Source organism: Microcoleus sp. Pol1C5 (assembly GCF_036701115.1).
Classification (GTDB): domain Bacteria; phylum Cyanobacteriota; class Cyanobacteriia; order Cyanobacteriales; family Microcoleaceae; genus Microcoleus.
The window spans coordinates 1-4,568 of sequence record NZ_JAUBQE010000098.1; the positions used below are offsets into that span (position 1 = coordinate 1).

3 protein-coding genes are annotated in these 4,568 nt (G+C 46.9%); all 3 read right to left on the reverse strand.

What is annotated here, in order from left to right:
• Nucleotides 1–201 precede the first annotated feature (201 nt).
• On the reverse strand, nucleotides 202–798 hold the full coding sequence (locus tag QUA23_RS29820) for a hypothetical protein (protein ID WP_333079517.1): 597 nt from the start codon (nucleotides 796–798) through the stop codon (nucleotides 202–204).
• 82 nt (nucleotides 799–880) lie between these two features.
• Nucleotides 881–1,171, reverse strand: coding sequence for a helix-turn-helix domain-containing protein (locus tag QUA23_RS29825; RefSeq protein ID WP_333079518.1), 291 nt, complete (start codon nucleotides 1,169–1,171; stop codon nucleotides 881–883).
• Nucleotides 1,172–1,187: 16 nt separating this feature from the next.
• The coding region (locus tag QUA23_RS29830) for a DUF3987 domain-containing protein (protein ID WP_333079519.1) at nucleotides 1,188–4,568 on the reverse strand (3,381 nt) is incomplete at its 5' end.

Below are 4,568 nucleotides of genomic sequence, written 5' to 3' on the forward strand. Positions count from 1 at the left end.
AACGCCTAACGGCATCACAGGTTCAGGAAGTGCTCAACGCCTGGCGACATCACAGGTTCAGGAAGTGCTCAACGCCTGGCGACATCAAAGGGTGGCTCCTAATTTGCGGGTAGTATGCAGCGCAGATTTCGGAGCCGCTTCAATTATATAATTGCCAGCGCGATCGCACTGCGTGCATTTTCCAAAATTGCCCGGGCGGCGTCAAATGTTGTCGTTTTTAGCTTCCTCAAAATGAATCCTTACTTGAGTATCGGGATTGCTGCATTTTTGAAGCATTTCGATAGCTTCTTTGACCGTAACCAAAGGTCCTTGTAGCTGTTTCCGTCGCTGCCAAGTGCGCTTATGATGACAGGAAGCACAAACAGCTTGAACATCTAAATGATTGATAGCCGCATAACCAAGATAATGATCGTATTCATGTACTCGATCGTTTCCAACGTGTCCACAGTCGTTACATGATATAAATCGAGCGTGAGGCAAAATACCTCGCTTGACTGCATTGTTTACAAGCTTTCGAGCTTGTTTTTTATCTCCATCCCTCCGAAATTGAACGTCATAATAATGTTGAGTGCCTTTGTCACAATTATTACACCGAGAGTTTTTTCCATCTGTCTTGTTGCCCGCATTATTGCCAAAAAGGTCTCGATGTATATTTTTTTTACAAAGGTAACACCATTTCAAGTCCGAACATACGCTTTGCAGGCATTGCTCAACAGGAATCCCAACTGTGGTAGTAGCCACTTTTACGTTTTTTGGAATTTCTGAATCCTTTAGTCTAATTTCAATTTTTTTGTCCATAATGCCTCCTAAATTATTCCAAAACTTCCGCGTCTAAAATCTTTACCGAGGGTTTAAACGTTTCCTCTCACAGGCTATAAATCTATAAACTTTTGTTCAGCGTCCTCAAGTAACTGCGAACTGTTGAACGAGACACGCCAACAATCTTTGCTATCTGGTTGTTATTCATACCTTGAGCTTTCATTTGACCAATTTGCGCCCGTCGTGCGTCCCGTGCGCCACTCGTTGAAAGATGTGCGTGACCAACAATTCGCATAGGTGTATCAGCTTTCTTGAGGCGGTTATATATACAAGTGGGGCTAACCTCAAAAAAATCAGCTAACTGGTGAATGGTTTTTCCCTGTTCGTACAATGCGCGTAATTTATCACTCATTTTTTTACAACTCCTGCTAAACCAGCAAATCTCTAATCTCATCTGCCATATCCCGATCGCCCTTATCAATTCTCGCGATCGCCCTTTCCACCATCTCCGGCGAAAACTCTGCCGCAATTTCCCGGAGCCGGCGCGGTTCGCAAAATGCCGCCGATAAATCTTGAGCTAAATTTCTTTCTGCCATCCAGTCCGAAAATTTAGCCTTGTCCTCGGTTCCCAAAAATTCTGCTGCCCGGTCGATCAGTTCTGGCGAGTAAACCCGGTACAGGTGATCGATCTCGCTCGGATCGTCAGAACTTCCCGTAAGTATCTGGATCGATTCGATAACGTGCCCGACCTCTGCCGGAATTTCCACAGCTAACAATTTTGTGATTTTTTTTTGTTCGGCGTCGGTGAGGGTTCCCCAAACTTTTTTGCGATCGGCGGCACCGACGGCACAAACTTCTTTGAGAATTCCCTGAACCTGTTTTGCAAAATAAGCACTTTCTTCCGAAAGAGCTTTGTGCAGATATTCTAAAAGTTCAGTTTCATTCTCGTTAAGCGCTGAACTGTCATCACTGTCATCAACTGTCATCAAACTGTCATCAACCTCTATTCGTTGCGGAGCGGGGGTTTCAGCTTCAACTGTCATCAAATGACAAAACTGTATATCTTCTAAATTTTTAGAATTTGTTACGGGTTGTAAATCAGACTCGTCAATAAGGGCCGCAGAAAAGTTTTCCGCGCGAGAGTCAAAATTTTCTGAGACATATACTTTTGTCATTTGATGACAGTTCTCAGTCAAAGCCTTGCTGTTACTGGGTTTAGAACTGTCATCAACTTGATGACAGTTGATGACAGTTGATGACAGTTGCCCGTTAAGAGTAAAAATTTTCTTGTTTCGGATTTCCTCAAAACTTCCAAAACCTGCGGCGGCAATTTCTCTCAAAAGTTTTGCGGCTGTCGAAGTCGTAAGTTTTTTACCTTCAACCGGGATTCTTTGAAATCTCGATCGGCACAAATCGCGGGTAGAAATTTGACCGCCCGACTGCTGGATAAATTTGAGGATATCCAGCAGCAAACCTTCTAGCGGCTGTTGCTGAGCACTTTTAGATTGGAGCAGCAGGAATTGAGAACAGTAAAACTGAGAGAGCCGGACGGCTTTGTGCATCGTTTCGGGAGTTACCCGCGTCGGCAGTTCTGCTGCGTTGAGATTTTCCAGGCAGTGCAGCACGATCGCAAACCGGGCAACGTAACTGTTTTGCTTGCCAAGCCAGTAGGCATAACCGGGGTTGTCGTAAAGATTTTTTCGGTAAAGTCTCTTTAACTGTTCCCAATAACTTACATAGACCTTTTTAGTTTCGGGGGGAAGCGTTAGCAAGGTTTCCGAGTATCGTTGCAACTTCTCGATCGTCCCTCTCATGGTGTCATAGACGTTTACTTGAACGTCTGACCATTTATCAAAATCATCAGGAAGAGAGGCAACTGTCGGCAGAAATCGTGAAACCATCCCGTCGGGGTCTGTAGCAGTGTTAAACACTCTGCGGGCGACTTCTGGTTGAATGGTGCCGGTGAGGTTTAAAGTCTGCGACCTAAAAAAATAAGAAGCCTGTAAATCCACGCGGTCAACACCTCCGCGAAGCGGCCCGTTCCAGGCGTTGAGTAAAAATTGACGCTGCCCGCCCTTCCCGCCAGTAAACTGATCGAGCTTGTCAAATACTCCCGACAGTTCATCGTTTATCAGCAGGCAGCCGTGGTGAGGCTCTTGATCGGCAATGCGTTTGGTTAGTGCTTGGGCAGATGCTTCGTCAAACAGCCATTTTTTAGGCTTGCAATACTTCTCGTGATAAATGGCAGGATTTTCGTCGCTATCAACTTTTTCAGCCTTCTCCTCTTTCGCCATAACCTTCCAAGCGTCCTCTAACTGAGTTAATTCAATCAGCGCTTGGTTTAATCTTTCTAGCTCGGCGTCCTGCATTTCCTGTAAAAATTCCAGCAAAGTTTTCTGAGTTGCCGACTTTCCGCTACTGGGGGGACCGACATCGGCGCAATAGAAAATAGGATATTCCAACCACGAATCTTTAGGCCGCGCGCCCTTCTTCACTTCGATAGCAACCCGGCTGCCCAATGTTGCCCCAATAACGGGTAACAAGGTTTGGAGAATGCGAACTGGATCTACGCGATCGCTCTCGGCTTTAGAAAGCAGTGCAGTAGCAAGAGTGCGCGGGAAATACTCGTGCAGGTTGATTAAGGTTTTTTCTATTTGATAGAGGCGCTGGAAATTTTCCCGAGACTCGATCAGGGCCCAGTCTAAATCTTGTTCTGCCTGCCGCACTGCCAGCAGTTCCCGCACGTCTTTAGGAGATAAGCCAATTTGCTTGGCCGCCGCAGTTGCCTTAATAATTTCGTTTGTCGGCGACAGATCTTCGCCCAGCAGTTTATCGACGCGATCGATAATTTCCTCAGCATCTACGGGCGAAGGTTCGGCATAGTTCGCAGCCGCCGGGTGCTTCAAAATATTGGAATTTTGGGTATTGGATTTTAAATTTTGGGCAGGAGTTTTGCGATCAAGTATCTGTACGCCAACTTTACCCGCGAGTTCGCGCACTACCTCGGCGAAATCTTTCCCGGTCGGGGAACCGCTGCCGCCTTTTATTTGGTGGAGGAACTGAACAGGTCCGCCGCCGACACCGCAGCCGAAACATTTAAAAAGGTTGGTGTCAGGGTCGATCGTAAAGCTGCCCGTTTTCTCCTCGTGGAAAGGGCAAAGACCTTTTAGATTGGTGCCGCTGCGTTTCAAGTTTGGAATGTAGCTGCCGTAAAAATCCCCTGCGTCGATTCTGGGTAAAATGTCGGACTCTAAAACCTCAACTAGATTTTTCTCGATATCTATATATATAGAGTTTTTTTCGAGTGACTTTTTCGGCAACTCTACCGATGGTGACACTTCCCGCATCAGTTCGAGAATAAATTCTGGAGCCTCTGCAATTTCCCCAGAGTTTTTCCAAAAGTAGGGCTTACCCGTCCCCGGATGGATCGAGGGGGGAAGCGTTGAGCACTGGTTCCAGCGAAGCTCCAACTTTTCCCCGTTCTCTAGCTCAATTTTTTGCTGCTTCAGCCCTTCCCACTTTTCGGGCCCCACCGACAGCAGTATTTGAAAATGTCCCTCCCTGCCTGATGTCCACCGCTTCGTCGTTGGCGGCAACTGTCCGCCGCTGAGTTCTTTATATTTTTGCAGCGCCAGAGGACCGTCAAAATCTACTGCCATAATTCCTCCAGACAGCGGCCCGCTAACTAAACTCACCCCCGTCCACTTGCACGGCTTGCCCTCGGCGTTGGTCGAATTGGCGATCGCGTTTATCAAGGTTTCGCGATCGAGTTTCGCTTTATTCCAGTGCGGCCAGAAGTTTTGTTTGCC